We start from the raw sequence: 18713 nt of genomic DNA on the forward strand, positions 1-18713 counted from the left end.
CCTCCACGACAGGAGCTCACCGACGTGATCGGCCGTCGCTGGTACGTGCCCTGGCTGTTCCTCACTCCCGCGCTGCTCGTCACCGCACTGATGACGTGGGGGCCGCTCGCCAACACCGGCGTGCTGGCGTTCACCGACGCGCAGGCGCTCGGCGGGGGGCAGTTCACCGGGCTGGCCAACTTCACCCGGCTGGCCGACGACACCGAGTTCTTCCGGGCGCTCGGCAACACCGCGCTCTACCTGGTCGTCGTGGTGCCCGCGCTGGTGCTGCTGCCGCTGCTGCTCGCCCAGCTGGTGCACGCCAAGCTGCCCGGCATCGGTGCGTTCCGGGCGGTGTTCTACACCCCCGTCATCGCCTCGATGGTCGTGGTCGGCCTGATCTGGAGCTGGCTGCTCTCCTCCGACGGCCTGGTCAACGCCGTACTCGTGAAGCTGCGGGTGGTCGCCGAGCCGCTGCCCTTCCTCACCGACGCCACCCTGCTGCTGTTCGCCTGCATGCTGGTGACGGTCTGGAAGGGCCTCGGCTACTACATGGTCATCTACCTGGCCGCCCTGTCCAACGTGCCGAACGAGCTCTACGAGGCGGCCCGGGTCGACGGCGCCGGCGCGGTCCGCCGGTTCCGCTCGGTCACCGTGCCGACCGTCCGCCCCACCATGTTGCTGGTCGGCACGCTCGCGGCGATCTCCGCGACCAAGGTCTTCGCCGAGATCTACGTGATGTCCTCCGGCACCGCCGGACCCGGTGGGCAGGCCAAGTCGATCGTCTACTACATCCGCGAGGTCGGTCTCGGCGTCGACGGTGAGATCGGGTACGCCTCCGCGATGAGCCTGACGCTCTTCGTCGGCACCCTCGGCCTCTCCGTCCTGGCGCTGGTGCTGCGCCGACGCAGCGAGAGGAACGAGGCATGAGCGAACGCACCGAGCGGAGCGAGGGCCGTGAGGGCATGCCCGGTCGGCTCGGCATGAGCGAACGCACCGAGCGGAGCGAGGGCCGTGAGGGCATGCCCGGTCGGCTCGGCATGAGCGAACGCACCGAGCGGAGCGAGGGCCGTGAGGGCATGCCCGGTCGGCTCGGCATGAGCGAACGCACCGAGCGGAGCGAGGGCCGTGAGGGCATGCCCGGTCGGCTCGGCATGAGCGAACGCACCGAGCGGCGCGCCACGGCCGGGCCGCGGGCCGCACGGCCCACCCGGCGATCCGCCGGAGCGGGCCGGTTCGCCGGGCCGGCCCTGCGGTACCTCCTCCTGCTGCTGATGACCGTGCTGCTGGTCGGGCCGTTCCTCTGGCAGCTCTCCACCGCGCTCAAGAGCACCGGCGAACCGATCTACGGCCCGGACACCACGCTGCTGCCGGCCCACCCCACGCTGGGCAACTTCGGCAAGGTCACCGAGGTCATCCCGGTCTGGCGCTACATCGGCAACTCGGCGATCGTGGCGTTCGCCAGCGTCGTGACCAACTGCCTGCTCGGCGCCATGGCCGGCTACGCGCTGGCCCGGATGCGCTTCCGCGGACGGGGCGCGGTCTTCGCCGCCCTGCTCGCCTCGCTGGTCGTACCGTTCGAGGTGATCATGGTGAACGTCTTCCTCACCGTGCGCAGCCTCGGCCTGGTCGACACCCTGCTCGGTGTGCTGCTGCCCGGCGCGGTCAGCGGCCTGTCCATCCTGGTCATGCGCACCGCGTTCCTGGCCCTGCCGCGGGAGACCGAGGAGGCCGCCGCGATCGACGGCGCGGGGGAGTGGGCCCGGTTCTGGCGGGTCGCGCTGCCCAGCGTGCGCGGCTCGTTGGCGGTGGTCGGCGTGTTCAGCTTCCTGTTCGCCTGGGACGACTTCCTCTGGCCGCTCATCGTGCTGAAGAACCCCGACAACTTCACCCTCACCGTGGGCCTGCAGTACCTGTCCGGCACCTTCACCAACGACCAGCGGGTGGTCGCCGCTGGCACGATGATCGCGGTCGTTCCGCTGCTCGCGGTCTTCTTCGCCCTGCAGCGGATGTTCTTCCGTGGCATCGGAGAGGGAGGGGTGAAGGGGTGACCACCACCAGCGGCAACAAGACCGCCTGGAAGCACGAGGCGCTGTACACCGCGTTGCGCGCCGAGATCGGCGAGGCGTTGCGTCCGCACGACCCGCTGCCCAGCGAGCGGGAACTCGTCGCCCGGTTCGGGGTCAGCCGGGCGACCGTCCGGCAGGCCGTCGGCCGGCTGGAGGAGGAGGGCCTGGTCTACCGCGCCCAGGGCGCCGGCACGTTCGTGGCCGACCCGGCCACCATCTCCAAGTCCCTCGCCCTGACCTCGTTCAGCGAGGACATGCGCAGCCGCCGGCTCACCCCGGACTCCCGCCTGCTCGACCTCACGCTCGTCCCGGCCGGCGTGGCCGTGGCCCGGGAGCTGTCGCTGTCCCCCGGCGCCGAGGTGGCCCACGTACGCCGGCTCCGGCTCGCCGACGGCCTGCCCATGTGCGTCGAGGAGGTGTGGCTGCCGACCGAGCGGGTCGGTGACCTCGACGCCGGGCTGGTCTCCGGCTCCCTCTACGACGTGCTCGCCGAGCGCGGTGTCCGGCCGCACCACGCCGACCAGGTGATCTCCGCGACGGTGGTCGACGCCGACCAGGCCGCGCTGCTCGGTGTGGCGCCCTACTCGCCCGCGCTGCGGGTGGACCGGACCACCTACGACGGCACCGGCGTCGCGGTCGAGCGGGCCGAGAGCATCTACCGCGCGGACCGGTACGACTTCCGCATCACCGTGACCCGAAGGACGTCGTGACCGCCCCGCTCCTGGCCGCCGTGGACATCGGCGGCACCAAGACCGCCGCCGCGCTGGTGCGGGCCGGCGCCGTGCTGGCCCGTACCCAGGCCCCGACGCCGGCCCGCGACGGCGCCGCCGCCGTCCTGGACCGGGCCGCCGCGCTGGTCCGCTCGCTCGGCGCCGCGCCGGTGGCCGTGGGCGTCGGCGCCCCCGGCCTGGTCGACCCGGCGACCGGCCTGCTCACCGCCGCCACCTCGTCGATCAGCGACTGGTCCCGGGTGGACGTGCCGGGCGCCGTCCGGGACCGCCTCGGCCTGCCCGGCGCGGTGCTCAACGACGTCCAGGCGTTCACGCTCGGCGAGGCCGTGCACGGCGCCGGCCGCGGGCTGCCCACCGTGATCGGGGTGGCGGTCGGCACCGGCATCGGCGGCGGCGTGCACGTCGCCGGGATGCTGCTCAGCGGTCGATCGGGCGCCGCCGGGCACCTCGGCCACCTGCCCGTGCCGCAGGCGGTCGGCCGCCCCTGCCCGTGCGGCGCGACCGGGCACGTCGAGGCGGTCGCCGCCGGCCCGGCCGTCGCCGCGCGGTACGCCGAGCGCACCGGCGACCAGGTCGACCTGCCCGAGGTGGTGCGACGGGCCCGGGCCGGCGACGACGCGGCACGGGCCGTCCTGGCCGAGGCGGGCGCCGCGCTCGGCACCGCCCTCGCCGGCCTGGCCAACGCCCTCGACCCGGACCGGATCGTGGTCGGCGGTGGCGCCGCCGTACCCGAGGTCCTGGCCGCCGCCGGCCCGGCCTTCGTCGCCGCCTGCATGCCGGTGCTCGGCCCGGTGCCGCTCGTTCCGGCCGCGCTCGGCGCGGACGCCGCGCTGGTCGGCGCCGCCGAGGCCGCCCTGCGGACGATCGAGGAGGGCAGGGTCCGCCGATGATCGACATCGCGCTCGTACCGCTGGACGACCGGCCGGTCTGCCGGTCGCTGCCCGCCCTGGTCGCCGCCGTCGCCGGCGCGCGCGTCCAGGTTCCACCGGCCGACCTGCTGCCGGCCCAGCGGCGGCCCGGCGACCCGGACGGGTTGGCGCGCTGGCTCGCCGGCCGCCGGGCCGACGCCACGGTGGTCGCGCTGGAGACGCTGGGCCTCGGCGGGCTGATCGCCTCCCGGCTGCGCGACGACCCGGTCACCGCCGTGCTCGGCCGCTGGGCCGCCCTGCGCCAGGGCCCCGCGCCGGTCTACGCCGCCACCGTCGTGCAACGCACCCCCGACGCGGACGACGCCGGCGAGGAACCCGACTACTGGGCCCGGCACGGCCGCGCGTTGCACGCGTACTCGGCCGCGCTGCACCGGGGGATCGGCGGCGCCGAGCTGCCCGTCACCGCCGTGCCGGCGGCGATCCGCCGCGACTTCCTGCGCCGCCGGCAGCGCAACCACGTGCTCAACCAGGCCGCGCTCGGGCTCGCCGCCGAGGGCGTGCTGGACACCCTCGTCGTCGGCGCGGACGACACCGCCGTCGCCGCGGTCGGCACCGCCGAGTGGCAGTGGCTGCGGACCTGGACGTCCTGGCTGGAGCTGACCGACCGGGTGCTCGCGCACCCGGGCGCCGACGAGATCGGCGCGGTGCTCGTGGCCCGCGCGCTCGCCACGGCCGCCGGTCACGCGCCCCGGATCGCGGTCGCCTGCGCCGATCCGGACGGGCTGGACCGGGTGGCCCGCTACGAACCGGTGCCGGTCGGCGTCGGGATCGCCAGCCAGGCCGCAGCGGCCGGGGCCGCCGTGGCGGACCACGCCGCCGCCGACGCGGTGCTCGTGGTGCACCCGCCGCAACCCGGCGACGCCGACTGGGCGACCGCCCCGCCGGCCGACACCGACCCCGGGCCGGCCGCGCGCACCGCCGCCCTGGTCCGCCGGCTGCTCGCCGAGGGCCGGCCGGTCGCCCTGGCCGACTGCGCGGTGGGCAACGGCGCCGATCCCCGGCTGGTGGCCGAGTTGGCCGCCGACGGCACGTATGCCCGGCTGGCCGGCTTCGCCGGCTGGAACACCGCCGGCAACACCGTCGGCAGCGCGCTCGCCACGCTGGTGGCGTATGAGGTCGGACGGGCCGCCGGCACCCTCGACCGGTCCGCCTCCCGCCGGCTGCTCGCCCACCGCCTGGTCGACGACCACGTGTGGATGTCGTACGCCCGGCCCCGGCTGCGCCGCGAACGCGGCACCGACCCGACCCGGCACGACCACGTGCCGGACGAGGAGACCGCGCGGGTGACCGACCGGATCGAACAGCTGCTGCGCGAACGGTGGCGGCACCTCGACGCGGTGCCGGGCTTCGCCGTCGCCGCCGGCTCGGTGAGCCTGCCGTGGCACCGCACCTACGAGATCGACTTCACTGTGGAGGAAGACCGGTGAGCACTCCCGAACCGACAGTGACCGCCGACGTGGCCGTGGTCGGCGGCGGGCTCGGCGGGGTGGCCGCCGCGCTCGCCGCCGCCCGCGCCGGCGCCACGGTGGTCCTCGTCGAGGAGTTCTCCCGGGTCGGCGGTCAGGTCACCACCCAGGCGCTGCCCGCGTTGGACGAACACCCGCACATCGAGAGCTTCGGCGCCTCCGCCGGCTACCGGGCGTTCCGCGACGCCGTCCGCGCCCACTACGGCGGCACGGCGAACCCGGGCGGCGGCTGGGTGAGCCGGCTCTGCTTCGAGCCGGCCGTCGCCGGGCGGGTGCTGGACGCGACCCTGGCCGAGGCGAAGGTGACGGTGCTGACCGGCCGGTCCCCGGTCGCGGCGCGGGCCGAGGGCGGCCGGATCCACGACGTGACGCTGACCGACGGCACCGTGCTGGCCGCCGCCGTCTTCTGCGACGCCACCGAGCGTGGCGACCTGGCCCCGCTCGCCGGGTTCGCCACCGTCACCGGCTCGGAGGGCCGCGACGCGCACGGTGAGCCGGATGCCGTGCCCGGCGGCCCCGACCCCGCCGCCCAACAGTCGTTCACCTGGTGCGCGCTGGTGGAGCACCACCCCGGCGCGGACTTCACCGGCCCCGCGCCCGCCCGCTACGCCGAGCTGCGGCACCGGCTCTCCTTCGACATCGCCGGCTGGGACGGCGGCGTGCACCGGTACCGGATGTTCACCGACGGCCCGGACGGACGGCCGCCGTTCTGGACCTACCGCCGGCTGCGCGCCACCGCGCCGGAGCTCGCGGTGCTCAACTGGGCGTCCAACGACTGCGCCGGGTACGACCCGATCGGTGACCCGGCGGGCGCCGAGCGGGCCGGCCGTGAGCTGACCGCCGCGTTCGTGCACTGGCTACGCACCGAGGCGCCCCGCGAGGACGGTGGCCGGGGCTTCCCCGGGCTGCGCCTGGCCCCGGAGGCCGCCGGCACGGCCGACGGCTTCGCCGAGGCGCCGTACCTGCGCGAGTCACGGCGGATCGTGGTCGAGCGGCCGGTCACCGGGCACGACCTCGCCCCCGTGCCCGGACGGGCCCGGGCGCGGCACCTGGCCGGCTCACTCGGCGTCACCTGGTACCACGTCGACCTGCACGAACGCACCGGCCACCCGGATCCGGTCTACCGGGAGACCGCGCCGTTCACCGTTCCGGCCGACGCGCTCGTCCCCCGCGGCGCGGTCAACCTGCTGGCCGCCGCCAAGAACCTCGGCGCCACCCAGGTCGCCGCCGCCGCGTACCGGGTGCACCACGGTGAGTGGGCGGTCGGTGAGGCGGCCGGGGCCCTCGCCGCCCGGGCCGCCCTGGACGCCCGGCCGGTGGGCGTCGTCCGCGACGACCCGGCGTTCCTGCTCGCGGTGCAGCGCGACCTGGTCGCCGCCGGCGTACCGCTGGCCTGGGTGGCCGACGTGCCACCGGACGACCCGCGCTTCGCCGCCGTGCACCTGGCCGCCGCCCACGGGGCGGTGGAGGGGGAGCGGGCCGCCGACCTGGCGGTGGAACCCGACCGGCCGCCCGGACCGGAGGACCTGGCCGCGCTGCGCCGGGCCGCCCGGTCGCTGGGCGCCGACCCGTCCCTCGTGGACCCCGATCGCGCCCTCGGCGCCCTGATGGAGGACATCGTCCGATGACCGTGCTCGACGCGATCCGTGGCCGGCTGGTCGTCTCCTGCCAGGCCGATCCCGGTGAACCGCTCGACGACCCGGCGCACATGGTGGCGCTGGCCCGTTCCGCGTTGCACGGCGGCGCGGTCGGCATCCGCGCCCAAGGGCTGCGTGACCTGCGGGCGCTGCGCGCGGCGCTGCCCGACACCCCCTTGATCGGGCTGGTCAAGGACGGCGTCGAGGGCGTCTACATCACCCCGACGTTGGCGCATGCCGAGGCGGTGGCCGCCACCGGTGTGCAGATCGTCGCGCTCGACGGCACCCGGCGGCCCCGCCCGGACGGGCTCACGCTGGCCGAGACCGTGGCCGGGCTGCGGCGGCGGCACCCCCGGGTGCTGGTGATGGCGGACGTGGCGGACGCCGCCGACGGTCACGCCGCCGTCGCCGCCGGGGTGGACCTGGTCGGCACCACGCTCTCCGGCTACACCGGCGGCGCGGTGCCGCACGACCCGGACCTGGAGCTGATCGGCACGCTCGTCGCCACGCTCCCGGTGCCGGTCGTCGCCGAGGGCCGGATCAACACCCCCGACGAGGCCGCCGCCGCCCTGCACCACGGCGCACACGCCGTGGTGGTCGGCACCGCCATCACCCGGCCCGCCGTCGTCACCGCCCGCTTCGCCGCCGCGCTCGTCACCAGCCGGGAGATGTCATGACCGTGCACGTCGTCAGCCACACCCACTGGGACCGCGAGTGGTACCGGCCGATGGAGTCCTTCCGGGCCCGCCTCGCCGAACTCGTCGCCCGGGTGTGCGACCAGCTCGACGCCGGCGAGCTGCGCCGGTTCCACCTCGACGGGCAGACCGTCACCGCCCTGGACGCGCTCGCCGTCCGCCCGGACCTCGCCGACCGGATCCGGGCCCACGCCGCCGCCGGCCGGCTGCACGTGGGGCCGTGGCACGTGCTCGCGGACAACCAGCTCGTCTCCGGCGAGAACCTGGTCCGCAACCTGCTCGCGGCCCGCCGGGTCGCCGCCGACCTGGGGCTGACGCTCGCCGACGTCGGCTACTGCCCGGACGCCTTCGGCCACCCCGCCGACCTGCCCCGGGTGCTGCGCGGCTTCGGTCTGGACACCGCGCTGGTCTGGCGGGGCGCGCCCCCGCACCTGGCCCGGTTCCGCTGGCGCGCCCCGGACGGCTCCGAGGTGCTCGCGGTCAACCAGGGCTACTACGAGCCGGAGGTGCTGTGGGACGCGGCCTCCGCCGCCGACCGGCTCGCTGCGTTCCGCGACAGGCAGGCCGGCCGGGACGCCGACGGGCCGTACCTGCTGCTCAACGGCGGCGACCACCTGGCGCCGCGGCCGTTGCCCGCGGGCCTGGCCGACGGCGCGGCGGTGGAGAGCACGCTGGCCGGGTACTTCGCCGCGATCCGCGACGCGGTGCCGGCGGAACGGGTGGTCACCGGTGAGCTGCGCCACCCGGGCGACTGGTTGACGTTCGTGCTGGCCGGCACGCTGTCCACCCGGCTCTATCTCAAGCAGGCCAACGCCGCCGCCGAGACGCTGCTGGAGGCGTGGGCGGAGCCGCTGACCGTACGCGCCGGCCGCGCCCACGCGGTCGGCCTGCTCCGGCACGCCTGGGACGAGCTGCTCCAGAACGCCCCGCACGACTCGATCTGCGGCTGCTCGGTGGACGAGGTGCACCGGGAGAACGAGGTGCGCTTCGACCGGGCCCGACAGGCCGGCGAGCACCTGGTCGAACGCGCCCTGCTGGACCTCGGGCTGGACACCCGGCTCGCCGGTGACCCGGTGACCGAGGCCGCCGCCCTGGTGGTGGTGAACCCGCACGCCGCACCGGTGACCGGCCCGGTCGTGGTGGACGTGCACACCGCGCCCGGGCACACCCTGGCCGGGCTGGTCGACGCCGACGGCGCGCCGGTGCCGTTCGAGCTGCGGGAGACCGAGCCGACGCCGTTGTTCTGCGCCGACCTGGACATCCTGCCGGACACCCGGGACACGCTGCGGCACCGCGTCGCGTTCGTCGCCGACGCCCCGGCCGGCGGCTGGACCGGCTACACCGCGACGGTCGTCCCCGGTGCTCCGGCCGCCGTGCCGGCCGGCGTCCCGGGCCGTTCGGTGACCCGGGGCGACTGGACGTTGACCGTCGCCGAGGACGCGTCGTTCACCCTGACCGACTCGGCCACCGGCCGCACCCTGCCCGGGCTGGGCCGCCTCGTCGACGTCGGCGACGCCGGCGACACCTACACCTACGACCCGCCCCGCCGCGACGAGACGGTCACGCCGGTCGTGCGCGAGGCGTGGGTGCACGACGGTCCGGCCGCCTCCCGCCTCGTGGTCCGCGCCGACCTGGACGTCCCGGCCGGCCTCACCGCCGACCGGAGCGCCCGGTCGACCGAGCGGGTGGTGCTGTCGCTGACCGTCACCGCCACGCTCTGGGCCGGGGTGCCGGAGCTGGACTGGCGGCTGGAGTTCGACAACACCGCCGACGACCACCGGCTCCAGGCCCACTTCCCGACCGACGCGCCGGCCACCGACTGGACCGCGGACGCCCACTTCAGCCTGCTCACCCGCCCGCTCAAGGCGGCGCTCGGCCCGCTGCCCGAACAGCGCGGGTACGAGGCCGACGCGGGCGTCGCGCCGGTCCGCTCGCTGGCCACCCTGCCGGGTCTGGCGGTCCTCGCGCCGGGGCTGCCCGAGGTGCAGGGCATCGCGGGGGAGCGGCCGTCCCTGGCCGTGACGGTGCTGCGCGCGGTCGGCTGGTTGTCCCGGCCCGACCTGCGGGCCCGCACCGCCGGCGCCGGACCCCAGCTGCCCACACCGGAGGCGCAGTGCCGGCGGCGGATCACCGCCGCGATCGGGGTACGCCTCGACGACGGCGAGTCCACGGTCACCACGGCGGCGGCGCACCGGCGCGCCCCGCTGCGGGCCTGGCAGCTGCGCCCCGGTGCGGTGGCGCCGGTCGCGACCCCGGGCCTGGGCGTGGACGGCGCGCAGGTGTCGGCGTACAAGCCGGCCGAGGACGGCGACGGCGCGGTGCTGCGGCTGGTCAACCCGACGTCCGCGTCGGTCGTGGCGACGGTGTCGGGGCTCGCCGGCACGCCCGTCGAGTGCGACCTCGCGGAGCGGCCGGTGGGCGCTGCGGTGGTCGGCGACGGGATCACCCTCGGCCCGTTCGCGACGCGCAGCTTCCGCGTCACCGGCTGACTCCCCGGGTGATTGTGGGCGGGACGGGGGTGCCGTACGCTCTGGTCGCGGCCCGCCCTCACGGTCCTGTGAGGAGCAACCATGCCCCTGAACCGCCTGCTGACCCTCGGGGTCGGCGCCTGTGCGGCGGTCGCGCTCAGCGTGCCGGTCGCCGCGGTCCCGGCCTCGGCCTCGGCGTCCCACCACCGCACCGGCGGCAGTCTGGTGCTGGTCGGCGGCGCGCTCGCCGACGACAACCGGGAGATCTACGACGACATCGTCCGGCTGGCCGGCGGCCCCGGCCGGGCCCGGATCGGCATCGTCACCGCCGGTGCCCCGGTGCCGGCCGAGGACCCCGACGCCGGCACCCCGGACTGCAACAACAGCGTCTGCAACGGTGACTACTACGCCGAGCTGTTCCGGTCCTACGGGGTGGCCGACGCGCAGTGGATCCCGATCGACCTGGACCACCCGGCCGCCGCCGACGACCCGGCGGTGGTGCGGCAGATCGAGTCGATGACCGGCTTCTTCTTCGGCGGCGGCGACCAGTACCGCTACGTCACCACCATGACGCGGGGGACGGCGCAGCGGGACAGCGCCGCGCTGGCCGCCGTCCGGCGCAAGCTGCGCGGTGGCGCGGTGGTCGCCGGCACCAGCGCCGGCGCGCAGATCATGGCCGGCCGCGACATGATCACCGGTGGTTCGACCGAGCCGGGGCTGCGCGACGGTGCGAAGCCGGGCTACTTCGACGACCCGGCGGTGCTCGGCTACCTGCCCCGGGGCGGGTTCGGGTTCTTCACCGCCGGGCTCGTGGACACCCACTTCTCCCGTCGCGGGCGGGAGGCGCGCTCGATCCGGCTCGCCTCGGACACCCGGCACACCCGGGTCTTCGGCCTGGACGAGAACACCGCGCTGGAGGTCACCGGGGTGGGTGGCCGCCGCACCTCGCTGCGGGTGCTCGGCCAGCGTGGGGTCAGCGTGCTCGACCTGCGCCGGGCGCGGGTCACCGACCACGCCGGGGTGTGGGGGATCGAGGGCGTGCGGTGGAGCCGGCTGACCGCCGGCGACGCCTACCTCGCGTCGCGCTGGACGGTGGTGCCGGCTGCCGGCAAGCCGCGCGTGCGGCCGGCGGTGGGACCGTGCACGGCGACCCCGTCGGAGGACGTCTTCTACGACTACGCCATGGTCGGCCTGGTCGAGGAGGGGCTCGCCGCCCGCACCGGCTGCGTGGCGGTCGGCGGCACGTCGTACGAGAAGGACCCGCAGTGGGCGGCGCGGTTGACCCGAGGCTCCGGGTTCGCGGCCTTCCGGGGCACGACGGCGACCACGTTCACCGACGTGGTGGTCGGCATCCGACCGGCCTGACGTGGGTGCGGCGGCGTCGGGCCGGGCGCCCGGCGCCGCCGTCACGAAGATGTAACAGAAGTTACGTATTGAGCAGTGAACTTAATGGATGTAACTTCTGTTTCATCGCTTCGTGGCCCCTCGGAGGTGCCCATGTCCCCTTCCCGCAACTCCCGTCGACTCGCCGTGACGGCCGCCGCCGCCGCGCTGCTCACCGTCGCCCCGCTCGGCGTCACCGCCGCCCACGCCCAGGTCACCCGGGTACGCCAGGGCAGCGCCACCGACGCCAGCCGGGCGAGCTGGTCCGGCCCGGCGTACACGATGAACGGTTCCGGCGGCATCGTCACCGCCACCATGACGAAGGCGGTCGACGCCATCCGGGGCGGCACCGGCGCGATCGACGTGGTGGTGATCGCCGGCTCCGGCTCAGGCACCCCGGAGTGCGACGTGATCACCCCGTTGGCCGGCGTCAACTCGTGCACCACGCTCACTCTCACCGCGGCCAACGACGGCAACAACAGCCAGGTCAACACCGACATCCGCAACGCCGAGTTCGTCTACTTCGCCGGCGGCGACCAGTGCCGCTACGTGGCCTGGAAGGGCACCGCGCTGGAGGCGTCGGTCGAGTCGGTGGTGGCCAAGGGCGGCGGCGTGGGCGGCGGCAGCGCCGGGCACCACGTCAACAGCGACGTCGTCTACGACGCCTGCACCGCCAGCGCCACCTCCTCGGGCGCGCTGGCCAACCCGTACGACCGGTCGCTGACGTTCACCACCGGCATGTTCCGCTGGCCGAACTACGCCGGCACGATCAACGACTCGCACTTCGTCACCCGCGACCGGATGGGACGGACCATGGCGTTCGTGGCCCGCGCGGTCAAGGACGGGCTGGTGTCCGGCGGCAAGGCGTGGGGCGTCGGGGTCGAGGAGGGCGCGTCGCTCTACCTCGACCGCGCCGGCCGGGCGACGCTCAGCGGCCCGAGCGCCTACGTCGTGCTCGGCGACCACCAGCCCGAGGTGGCCGTCTCCGGTCAGCCGCTCACCTACACCAATTTCAAGATCTGGAAACTGACCAACGGGCAGAGCTACGACTTCGCCAACCGGCCCACCTGCGGCTACTACCTGCGCAGCGTCCGCGCCGGAGTGCCGGACGCCAGTCTCTACAGCGGCACCCCGATCACCGACTGCTCGACCACCCCGCCGCCCTCGGGCGGGTCCACGTTCGCCGAGGCGGAGTCGAACGACAGCCGTACGGCCGCGAACGACATCTCCGGGCTGACCTTCCCGGCCACCGTGACCGGCGACATGAAGAGCACCTCCGACCGGGACTACTTCTCCCTCACGCTCGGCAGTGGACAGACGCTGACCGTGAACTGCGCGGTCCCGTCCGCGTACGACGCCGACCTCTACCTGCTCAGCGCGAGCGGGAGCACGCTGACCCGCTCGGTGAACGACGGCGCCGGGGCGGACGAGTCGGTCACCCTGACCCGGACCGCGTCCGGCTCGGCCACCTACTACCTCGACCTGGAGGCGTACGCCGGCTCCGGCACGGCCGACTACTCCTGCACCGTCGCGAAGTCCTGACCCGGCACCCCCCGAAGGGTCCGCGGGCGGGCGGCGACGCCCCGCCCGCGGACCCGCCGCCGTAGCCGGGAGCGGAGTGGCGGGCCGCTACGCTCTGCTCGTGTCGAACCCCGTACCTGCCGACGAGACCCACGCCGTGGGGGTCGCGGCGCTGATCCGCCAGCGGCTCGGCGAGTGCAGCCCGGCCGAGCGCCGGGTGGCCCGCGCCCTGCTCGCCTCCTATCCGTCCGCCGGCCTGGGCACGGTCGCGGCGTTGGCCGAGCGGGCCGAGGTGAGCGCCCCGACGGTGCTGCGCTTCCTGTCCCGGCTCGGCTTCGGCGGTTACCCGGAGTTCCAGCGGGCGCTGCGTGACGAGCTGGCCGAGCGGGAGACCTCGCCCCTGACCGCCTACCGGGCGACCGAGCGCAGTGGGGCGCCGCCGCGCGGGGCGCTGTCCCGGGCCGCCGCGGCGCTGCCCGAGGCGGTGGGCGGCACGCTGGCCGACCTTCCGCAGGGTGAGCTGGACGCGGCCGTGCGCCTCTTCGCCGACCAGCAGTACCGGGTCACCGCGGCCGGTGGCCGGTTCTCCGCGCTGTTCGCCAACTACCTCGTGCTGCACCTGATGCAGGTGCGGGGCAACAGCCGGCTGCTGCCCGCCGGTCCGGTGGAGCGGGCCGACATGCTGGTGGACGTCGGCAGACGTGACCTGGTGGTGCTCTTCGACTTCCGGCGGTACGAGGAGTCGACCCTGGCCCTGGCCCGGGAGGTGACCGGCCGGGGCGCCCGGGTGGTGCTGTTCACCGACCGGTGGCTCTCCCCGGTGGCCGGTCTGGCCGAGGTGGTGCTGCCCAGCCGGGTCGACTCGCCCTCGCCCTACGACAGCTTCGTGCCCACGCTGGCGCTGGTGGAGACGCTGGTCGCGGCGCTGATCGACCGGCTCGGCCCGGTGGCCGGCGCCCGCCTCAAGGCGATGGAGGGGGCGCAGCAGGCGTTCGGCGTCCGCTGAAACGTACGTTACAGAAAACTGTAACCCCACCGAGATCGTAACGTGAGTTACAGTCCGGGGGCTGGCTGTTCCGGCCCCCGGAAGGACTCCCCATGCGCATCCGTTCCCTCGCCCTGCTCGGCGTGACCTCGGCGCTGCTCGCCGCCACCGCCGCCTGCGGCTCCTCCTCGGCCGGTGGCTCCACCGACGAGATCACACCCGTCTCGGTCACCATCGACGGCGTCGGCGCCGTCGAGACCGACAAGGCCCTCGCCGCCAAGGTCCCCGCCGACGTGCGCGGCCGAGGTGGCGTCACGGTCGCCACCAACGCCCCCTACCAGCCGTTCATCGACTTCAAGGTCGAGGGCCGCACCGACGAGTTCGTCGGCCTCGACCACGACCTGTTCCAGGCCGCCTCGGCCCGGCTCGGCCTGAAGGCCACCTTCACCCAGCAGCCGTTCGACGGGCTGGTGCCCGGCCTGCAGGCCGCGAAGTACGACGCGATCGCCGGCGGCATCACCGACAAGAAGGAACGCCAGCAGGTCGCCACGTTCGTCGACTACTCCGCCTCCGGCACCGGCTTCCTGGTCGCCGCCGGCAACCCGCTCGGCGTGAAGACGGTGGCCGACCTCTGCGGCCGCACGGTCGCCGTGCAGAAGGCCAGCAACCAGGCGAAGAACCTGGCCACGTACGCCAAGGAGAGCTGCGCCGGCCGGCCGTTGCAGGTCAAGGAGTACCCGGAGAACCCGCAGGCGGTGCAGGCGCTGATCGCCGGCAACGTGCAGGTCGTCGCCGCCACCCGGGTGAACCTGGTGGACACCGCCGGCGCGCTGGCCGGCAAGGCCGAGCTGGTCGCCGACCCGTCCTCGCCCAACGGCTGGCTGGCCAGCCCGAACGGCTTCGGCTTCCTGAAGGCGCAGAAGGAGCTGGCCGAGGCGTACCGCGCCGCCGTGCAGTCGCTGATCGACGACGGTACCTACGGCAAGATCCTGGCCCACTGGAAGCAGACCCCGATCGCCGTCGAGAAGGCCACGATCGACCAGGCCATCGACTGACCCGGCGGACCACCGCCCCCCGATCCGCGGTCGCCGGGCGCCCTCTGATTCCGTGAGGGCGGGCCCGGAGGCGCCCGGCGACCGCCGCACCCCCTGCCGGAGGCACCCCCGCGATGACCACCCCCGACACCCCGGCGGTACGGGTCGTCCCCGTCCGCCACTACGGCCGCTGGCTGACCGCGCTGGTCGTGGCCGGCTTGGCCGCCCTGTTCCTGCGGGCGCTGCTGAGCAGCCCCAACCTCGAACCCGGCACGGTCGCCCACTACCTGTTCCAGGACTACGTGCTCGACGGCGTGCTCACCACGCTCTGGCTCACCCTGCTCGCCATGGTCCTCGGCACCGCCGGCGGCATCCTGCTGGCCGTGCTGCGGCTGTCGGACAACCCGGTGCTGCGCGGCGTGTCCTGGACGTTCATCTGGGTCTTCCGCGGCACCCCGCTGCTGGTGCAGATCATCTTCTTCGGCTTCCTCGGCGCGCTCTTCCCCCGGCTCACAGTGACCGTGCCGTTCACCGACACCGTCCTGTTCGACCGGCCCACCAGCGTGGTGGTCACCGGCACCGTCGCCGCCGTGCTCGCGCTGTCGCTCAACGAGATGGCGTACGCCGCCGAGGTGATCCGCGGCGGCATCCTGGCCGTCGACGGCGGCCAGACCGAGGCCGCCGCCGCCCTCGGCATGGGCCCCACGCTCACCCTGCGCCGGGTGGTGCTGCCCCAGGCCATGCGCGTGATCATCCCGCCGATGGGCAACGAGACCATCACCATGCTCAAGTCCACCGCGCTGGTGTCGATCATCGCCGGGCGGGACCTGATGACCGCCGTGCAGAGCGTCTACCAGAACAACTACAAGGTGATCCCGCTGCTCGTGGTGGCGGCGATCTGGTACCTCGCCCTGGTCAGCCTCCTCTCCGCCGGCCAGTGGCTGGTGGAGCGCCGGTTCGGCCGCGGCTTCGCCCGGGGAGGCGTGCGATGACGGCGATGGTCCGTGCCGAGGGTGTCACCAAGCGGTTCGGCCCGGTCGAGGTGCTCAGGGGCATCGACCTGACCGTGGCCCCCGGCGAGGTGGCCTGCCTGCTCGGCCCGTCCGGCTCCGGCAAGTCCACGTTCCTGCGCTGCGTCAACCACCTCGAGCGCATCGACGGCGGCCAGCTCTCGGTCGACGGCGAACTGGTCGGCTACCGCCGCCACGGCGACCGGCTGTACGAGCTGAAGGCCCGCGAGGTGGCCGTGCGTCGCCGCGACATCGGCATGGTCTTCCAGCGGTTCAACCTCTTCCCGCACCTCACCGCACTCGGCAACGTGACCGAGGCGCCGGTGCGGGTGCTGCGCACCCCGCGCGGGCGCGCCCGGGAGGAGGCGCTGCGGCTGCTCGACCGCGTCGGCCTGGCCGACCGCGCGCACCACTACCCGGGCCAGCTCTCCGGCGGGCAGCAGCAGCGGGTGGCGATCGCCCGGGCGCTGGCCATGCGCCCGAAGCTGATGCTCTTCGACGAGCCCACCTCGGCGCTCGACCCGGAGCTGGTCGGGGAGGTGCTGGACGTGATGAAGGGCCTCGCCGCCGACGGCATGACCATGGTGGTGGTGACCCACGAGATGGGCTTCGCCCGCGAGGTGGCCGACCAGGTCGCGTTCCTCGACGACGGCGTGGTGGTCGAGGTCGGCCCACCGGACGAGGTGCTCGGCCGCCCCCGGCACGAGCGCACCCGCGCCTTCCTCGACAAGGTGCTCTGATGGACCCGCTGCTCGGCGCGGCCGGCGACCGGCTGTCCGCGTACCACGACCGGCTCGCCCGGCTGGTCGCCGTCGACTCCGGCTCCGGCCAGGTCGACGGTCTGCGGGAGGTCGGTGACCTGGTGCAGGGCTGGTGCCTCGGCGCCGGGCTGGCCGTCGAGCGGGTGCCGGTCGCCGACGCGGCCGGCCAGGCGCTCGGGGACGTGCTGATCGCCCGCCGCCGCGGCGCGGGGACCCGGCGGATCCTGCTCGCCGGCCACCTGGACACCGTCTTCCCGCCCGGCACGGCCGCCGCCCGCCCGTTCCGGGTGCAGGACGGCCGGGCGTACGGCCCGGGGGTCAGCGACGACAAGGGCGGCGTGCTCGCCGGGCTGGCCGCCGTCGAGGTGCTCGCCGCGCTGGACCGGCACCGGTACGGCGAGCTGGTGCTGGTCTGCACGCCGGACGAGGAGATCGGCTCGGTCGGCAGCCGGCCGCTGCTGCGTACCCTCGGGTCGGAGGCCGACGTGGCGCTCTGCCTGGAGTGTGCCCGCGACAACGGCGACCTGGTGTCGGCCCGCAAGGGCGTCGCCGACCTCGCCGTGACGCTGCGCGGGCGGGCCGCGCACGCCGGCATCGAGCCGGAGCGGGGCGCCAACGCGTTGCTCGCCGCCGCCCGGCTGACCATCGCGTTGGACCAGCTCAACGGCCGTTGGCCCGGGGTGACGGTGAACGTGGGCGCGCTGGAGGCGGGCGGCCGGCCCAACGTGGTCGCCGACCGGGCCCGGATGCTGGTCGACCTGCGCGCCTGGCGCACCGGCGAGTACGAGGCGGCGCTGGCCGAGATCCGTCGGCTGGTCGCCGAGCCGGTGGTGTCCGGCGTGCACGCCGACCTGACCGTGCACGCACCCACCCCGCCGTGGGAGCCGGGGCCGGCCGGGCGCCGGTTGGCCGAGCTGGCGGCGAAGGTGGGCGCGGGGCTCGGCGTACCGGTCTCGCACACCGCGACCGGCGGCTGCGCGGACGCGAACCTGCTGGCCGAGGCCGGTGCCGCCGTGCTCGACGGGCTCGGCCCGATCGGCGGCGCCGACCACAGCCCGGGGGAGTGGCTCGACCTCGACTCGGTGGTGCCCCGGGTGGCGCTGCTGGCCGGCCTGATCGACGCGGTCGGATCGGGTGACCGCGCCGGCACGTAGTCAAATTCCTGAATCACCCTTCCTGTATTGGGTAGGATCGGTGGCGTGGAGGCGTCACCGTTCCGGGGCGTGGTGGCCTGCCTGGCGACCATGCACGGCAAGCAGTGGGCGTTGCGTCCGCTGCTGCGTCGTCGGCTCGGGATGAGCGTGCGCGTGGCGTCGGTGGACACCGACGCGCTCGGCACGTTCACCGGTGAGGTGCGGCGGGTCGGGTCGGCGCGGGAGACCGTGGTGCGCAAGGCCCGGCTCGGGATGGCCGCCACCGGATCCCCGGTGGGGCTGGCCAGCGAAGGGGCGTTCGGCCCGCATCCGGCGGCCCCCTGGACGCCCGCCGACGTGGAGTACGTGGCGCTGGTCGACGACCGGTCGGGCCTGACGGTGGTGGAGAGCGCCCTGAGCGTCGAGACCAACCACTGTCACGTCGTCACCGACGGCCGGGACCTGGCCGCCGTGCTCGCGTTCCTGCGCCGGGTCGGGTTTCCGCACCACGCGGTCGTCGTCCGGCCCGCGAGCGGGCCCGGTCGGCCGGTCAAGGGACTCCGTCGGCTCGCCGACGTGCTCGCGGCCGTCCGGCGGGCCGCCGTCGACTCCGACGACGGCACCGCCGTGCTCGGCGCGGACCTGCGGGCCCACGTCAACCCGACCCGGATGCGGGTCATCGCCGCGGCCGGGCGGCGACTGGTCCGGCGTCTCGCCACACCCTGTCCCGCCTGCGCGGCGCCCGGTTTCGGCCCGGTCGGCGCCGAGCCGGGGCTGCCCTGTCGCGACTGCGGCACACCGACCCCGCGGGACGCGTCGCTCATCTCGGGCTGCGGCCGGTGTCCGTACCGCTCGTCTCGCCCGGTGGCGGGCGCCGCCGACCCCGGATCGTGCCCGGCGTGCAACCCCTGA

Annotated in this window: 16 protein-coding genes; all 16 read left to right on the top strand. The window is 75.2% G+C overall.

Annotated features, from left to right (window positions below; all coding sequences use genetic code 11):
* Positions 1-24: 24 nt before the first annotated feature.
* Positions 25-909 (top strand): carbohydrate ABC transporter permease, encoded by an 885-nt coding sequence (locus CO540_RS00875; RefSeq protein ID WP_216642321.1) that lies wholly within the window; start codon positions 25-27, stop codon positions 907-909.
* A complete protein-coding gene (locus CO540_RS00880; RefSeq protein WP_253866320.1) occupies positions 906-2030 on the top strand; it encodes a carbohydrate ABC transporter permease in 1125 nt (374 codons plus the stop codon). Before CO540_RS00875 ends, CO540_RS00880 begins: the two co-directional genes overlap by 4 nt.
* Positions 2027-2758 carry a GntR family transcriptional regulator gene (locus CO540_RS00885; RefSeq protein ID WP_099160464.1) on the top strand — a complete coding sequence of 244 codons (732 nt, stop codon included), beginning with the start codon at positions 2027-2029 and terminating at the stop codon, positions 2756-2758. Before CO540_RS00880 ends, CO540_RS00885 begins: the two co-directional genes overlap by 4 nt.
* Positions 2755-3669 carry an ROK family protein gene (locus CO540_RS00890; RefSeq protein ID WP_099160466.1) on the top strand — a complete coding sequence of 305 codons (915 nt, stop codon included), beginning with the start codon at positions 2755-2757 and terminating at the stop codon, positions 3667-3669. The genes CO540_RS00885 and CO540_RS00890 overlap by 4 nt, the downstream gene beginning before the upstream one ends.
* Positions 3666-5135 (top strand): DUF4127 family protein, encoded by a 1470-nt coding sequence (locus tag CO540_RS00895; RefSeq protein ID WP_099160468.1) that lies wholly within the window; start codon positions 3666-3668, stop codon positions 5133-5135. Before CO540_RS00890 ends, CO540_RS00895 begins: the two co-directional genes overlap by 4 nt.
* Positions 5132-6802 carry an FAD-dependent oxidoreductase gene (locus CO540_RS00900; protein ID WP_172967770.1) on the top strand — a complete coding sequence of 557 codons (1671 nt, stop codon included), beginning with the start codon at positions 5132-5134 and terminating at the stop codon, positions 6800-6802. Before CO540_RS00895 ends, CO540_RS00900 begins: the two co-directional genes overlap by 4 nt.
* On the top strand, positions 6799-7488 hold the full coding sequence (locus CO540_RS00905) for an N-acetylmannosamine-6-phosphate 2-epimerase (RefSeq protein WP_099160472.1): 690 nt from the start codon (positions 6799-6801) through the stop codon (positions 7486-7488). The genes CO540_RS00900 and CO540_RS00905 overlap by 4 nt, the downstream gene beginning before the upstream one ends.
* Entirely contained in the window at positions 7485-9995 is a 2511-nt protein-coding gene (locus CO540_RS00910; protein WP_099160474.1) for a hypothetical protein, read from the top strand. The genes CO540_RS00905 and CO540_RS00910 overlap by 4 nt, the downstream gene beginning before the upstream one ends.
* A gap of 81 nt (positions 9996-10076) precedes the next feature.
* Positions 10077-11339, top strand: coding sequence for a cyanophycinase (locus tag CO540_RS00915; protein ID WP_216642322.1), 1263 nt, complete (start codon positions 10077-10079; stop codon positions 11337-11339).
* A gap of 132 nt (positions 11340-11471) precedes the next feature.
* The gene (locus CO540_RS00920) at positions 11472-12899 is read left to right on the top strand and encodes a hypothetical protein (RefSeq protein ID WP_099160476.1); all 1428 of its coding nucleotides are present in this window, start codon (positions 11472-11474) and stop codon (positions 12897-12899) included.
* A gap of 100 nt (positions 12900-12999) precedes the next feature.
* Positions 13000-13884, top strand: a complete 885-nt coding sequence (locus tag CO540_RS00925; protein WP_172967771.1) for a MurR/RpiR family transcriptional regulator — start codon at positions 13000-13002, stop codon at positions 13882-13884.
* 92 nt (positions 13885-13976) lie between these two features.
* A complete protein-coding gene (locus tag CO540_RS00930) occupies positions 13977-14918 on the top strand; it encodes a transporter substrate-binding domain-containing protein (RefSeq protein WP_099160478.1) in 942 nt (313 codons plus the stop codon).
* Between the two features lie 113 nt (positions 14919-15031).
* Complete coding sequence (locus CO540_RS00935) at positions 15032-15889, top strand: amino acid ABC transporter permease (protein ID WP_099160480.1); 858 nt, start codon at positions 15032-15034, stop codon at positions 15887-15889.
* Positions 15886-16647 carry an amino acid ABC transporter ATP-binding protein gene (locus tag CO540_RS00940; protein ID WP_305777690.1) on the top strand — a complete coding sequence of 254 codons (762 nt, stop codon included), beginning with the start codon at positions 15886-15888 and terminating at the stop codon, positions 16645-16647. The genes CO540_RS00935 and CO540_RS00940 overlap by 4 nt, the downstream gene beginning before the upstream one ends.
* On the top strand, positions 16647-17822 hold the full coding sequence (locus CO540_RS00945) for a M20/M25/M40 family metallo-hydrolase (RefSeq protein WP_099160481.1): 1176 nt from the start codon (positions 16647-16649) through the stop codon (positions 17820-17822). Before CO540_RS00940 ends, CO540_RS00945 begins: the two co-directional genes overlap by 1 nt.
* 45 nt (positions 17823-17867) lie before the next feature.
* Positions 17868-18713 (top strand): DUF6671 family protein, encoded by an 846-nt coding sequence (locus CO540_RS00950; protein ID WP_099160483.1) that lies wholly within the window; start codon positions 17868-17870, stop codon positions 18711-18713.

This window comes from Micromonospora sp. WMMA2032 (assembly GCF_002688545.1).
Lineage (GTDB): Bacteria > Actinomycetota > Actinomycetes > Mycobacteriales > Micromonosporaceae > Micromonospora > Micromonospora sediminicola.

What these genes read in the sequence shown, in the direction of transcription:
- CO540_RS00880 (WP_253866320.1), top strand. Translation starts at nt 906, where the DNA reads ATGAGCGAACGCACCGAGCGGAGCGAGGGCCGTGAGGGCATGCCCGGT.
- CO540_RS00945 (WP_099160481.1), top strand. Translation starts at nt 16,647, where the DNA reads ATGGACCCGCTGCTCGGCGCGGCCGGCGACCGGCTGTCCGCGTACCAC.
- CO540_RS00935 (WP_099160480.1), top strand. Translation starts at nt 15,032, where the DNA reads ATGACCACCCCCGACACCCCGGCGGTACGGGTCGTCCCCGTCCGCCAC.
- CO540_RS00895 (WP_099160468.1), top strand. Translation starts at nt 3,666, where the DNA reads ATGATCGACATCGCGCTCGTACCGCTGGACGACCGGCCGGTCTGCCGG.
- CO540_RS00920 (WP_099160476.1), top strand. Translation starts at nt 11,472, where the DNA reads ATGTCCCCTTCCCGCAACTCCCGTCGACTCGCCGTGACGGCCGCCGCC.
- CO540_RS00930 (WP_099160478.1), top strand. Translation starts at nt 13,977, where the DNA reads ATGCGCATCCGTTCCCTCGCCCTGCTCGGCGTGACCTCGGCGCTGCTC.
- CO540_RS00905 (WP_099160472.1), top strand. Translation starts at nt 6,799, where the DNA reads ATGACCGTGCTCGACGCGATCCGTGGCCGGCTGGTCGTCTCCTGCCAG.
- CO540_RS00915 (WP_216642322.1), top strand. Translation starts at nt 10,077, where the DNA reads ATGCCCCTGAACCGCCTGCTGACCCTCGGGGTCGGCGCCTGTGCGGCG.
- CO540_RS00910 (WP_099160474.1), top strand. Translation starts at nt 7,485, where the DNA reads ATGACCGTGCACGTCGTCAGCCACACCCACTGGGACCGCGAGTGGTAC.
- CO540_RS00940 (WP_305777690.1), top strand. Translation starts at nt 15,886, where the DNA reads ATGACGGCGATGGTCCGTGCCGAGGGTGTCACCAAGCGGTTCGGCCCG.